The 1,413-nt window shown below is 49.5% G+C and carries 1 protein-coding gene; it reads left to right on the top strand.

What is annotated here, in order from left to right:
- Window positions 1-144: 144 nt before the first annotated feature.
- On the top strand, window positions 145-1,413 hold a 1,269-nt coding region (locus LGT44_RS19925), incomplete at its 3' end, for a c-type cytochrome (RefSeq protein ID WP_230332775.1).

Consider the following 1,413-nt stretch of genomic DNA (forward strand, 5'->3'; position numbering starts at 1 on the left):
AAAGGAGCGAGCCTTGGTAAGGCCTCTCTATCAAAACGGTTTCCAACCGACTGTAATTTTTACTTCTCTTGACTCTATAGCGGCTATAGGGTTTACAATTGCGATCAACAATCATTAGCGATTCATGAATAAGAGAACACCGAGATGTTTGATTGCAGATTGCAACGCCTGAAACGAGCCACCCTTCATGCCATCATATTTCTGATGCTGCCACTTTCTCTATCTGCCGGGGCGAATGAAGCTGAGATCCCAGACAACGTTACTCAACTCCGGCAACTGGCACAGCTCGCTGAATACATAGGCGTTGATTATGCCGAAGCGGTGAAAAACGGTCAGGTAATTAATGACAATGAATTTCAGGAAATGGTGGAGTTCTCACAACTGATTGTTAGCAAGAGCTCACTGGCCGCCACTGCTGATGCAGAGTCACTCGCAGTGCAAGCAAAGGCCTTGCAGAGGGCCATTCATGATAAGAAAGGTGTTGATGAGATCCGTCAAATGAGTGCCAGCCTACGCGGCACATTGTTGGGATTGATGCCACATTTATCCCTGCCGGAACGGATATTACCTCAAGAAAAAATCCGGCCGGTATTTGAGACTAACTGCGGATCGTGCCACGGCGTATCCGGTCAGGGTGACGGCGTACTGGCAGCACAACTCGATCCCGCACCCACAGACTTTACCAATAAAGAGCGGGCATTAAATCGATCAATCCTGGGTTTATACGACGCCATTACCAATGGCATTGACGACACCGCCATGCCCGCTTTTCAACAGCTAACGGAGCAAGAGCGCTGGTCACTGGCGTTCTATGTCGGTGGACTCGCTTTTCAATCCAGCGAGCCTACTCACAATGATTTGAATATTACCAAACAGCAGCTGATTAATTACAACCCACTGCAACTGGCAGCCGAACGCCCTGAAATAACCCTGCAGTCCATAGAGAGTTTACGCGCCAACCCCTCGACATTATTCAAGGCACCCCAAGACCCGTTGGCGATAACGTGGGATCGACTCCAAGCCGCCCAAAAAGCGCATCAGAAGGGAGATTTTTCAACGGCAAGTGAGCTCGCCGTCAGTGCCTATCTGGACGGTTTTGAACTGATTGAAAACAGTCTCGATGCGCATGATAAAACACTGCGCCAATCCATCGAGTCCAACATGATGGCACTACGACAATTGACCAGCCGCCCCGACGTAAACGGAGAATTGGGTGCGCTAATGGCGGAGACGCGGCATTTGTTGGATGACGCACAACGTTTGTTATCAGAGTCCACCTTGTCCGAAGGAACTTTATTCACTGCTAGTCTGGTCATATTGTTGCGCGAAGGCCTGGAGGCATTGCTGGTTATCATTGCCTTAACGACGGTTTTGATAAGAACCGGGCGTCGGGATGCGCTTAAATATGTCCAC

This window comes from Thalassolituus alkanivorans (assembly GCF_020447205.1).
GTDB classification, from domain to species: Bacteria; Pseudomonadota; Gammaproteobacteria; order Pseudomonadales; family Oceanobacteraceae; genus Venatoribacter; species Venatoribacter alkanivorans.